Origin of the sequence: Gemella sanguinis ATCC 700632 (assembly GCF_000701685.1) — a bacterium.
In the GTDB taxonomy this organism is placed as follows: Bacteria; Bacillota; Bacilli; order Staphylococcales; family Gemellaceae; genus Gemella; species Gemella sanguinis.
Genome location: NZ_KL370815.1, coordinates 1 through 976, shown reverse-complemented (window position 1 = coordinate 976; position 976 = coordinate 1). Strand labels below are relative to the sequence as shown.

2 pseudogenes are annotated in these 976 nt (G+C 27.9%); one reads left to right on the top strand and one right to left on the bottom strand.

Annotated elements, in window-relative coordinates:
• Positions 1-476: pseudogene (locus T369_RS09450) on the bottom strand (hypothetical protein); the annotation flags it as partial.
• Positions 477-743: 267 nt separating this feature from the next.
• On the opposite strand from T369_RS09450, the pseudogene T369_RS0108455 reads away from it, so the two are divergent.
• Positions 744-976: pseudogene (locus T369_RS0108455) on the top strand (IS5/IS1182 family transposase); the annotation flags it as partial.

Below are 976 nucleotides of genomic sequence, written 5' to 3'. Positions count from 1 at the left end.
TAATATGTTCCATTTACATTACCATTAGCATATTTACCATTTGCAAAATAATGTTTACCTGCATTATCTTTTCCTTCTCCCGTATGTTTTTTACCATTTTGGAAGAAATACCAGTCTTTTCCATCGTCATACCACCAGTTTGCTAACTTACCATTTACATAGTATGTTCCATTTGATGTCCAACCTGTTTTCTTTTCTGCAGCGTTAGTTACAGGAGCTTGAGACTTACCTGATACTGTTTTTGCAGAGCTAGTCGTTTTTTCTTTTGATGTATCTTTTTTAGCAACATCTTCTTTTTTAGGATTTTCTGTTTTCTTTGTATTTTCTGTTTGTTTTGTTGTTGTAACAACTTGTTTTTTAGTCGTTTCTTTAACTTGTACTGCATGAGCTTCACTAGATCCAGTAGCAGCATCTACTGCAAATGGTGTCGCTAATACTGTTAAAATTCCTAATCCCATTTTCAAATTCTTTTTCATAGTTATTTCCAATCTCCTATACTAATTTTTCTTTTAATATATCTTTTAAATCATTATACATTATACATTTTTTCCATTACTGCACAGTTACCACTTAATTACAAATATATTACATATTATGTCATCTACTTTATCAATAAAAAATACAGAATTTTAATTAAAAAATTCTGTATTTTTCAGGCTGTTGACAAATAAGTCAACAGCCTTTTTTAACTGAAATAAAACCTTTAAAATGGTATAATATAAGTATACAAAGGAGGTTTTAGTATGTTTAATAAAGTAGAAAATATAAAAGATGAAATAATACTAATGACACTATCAGAAATAGTACCTAAAGACCATTTTTTAAGAAAAGTAGATAAAGCTATCGATTTTAAATTTATTTATGATTTAACAGAAAAATACTATAGCCATACGACAGGGAGAAATAGTCTAGATCCTGTTGTATTATTTAAACTGGTATTTTTAAAAGACTTTTATGGAATAAAATCTATGAGAGA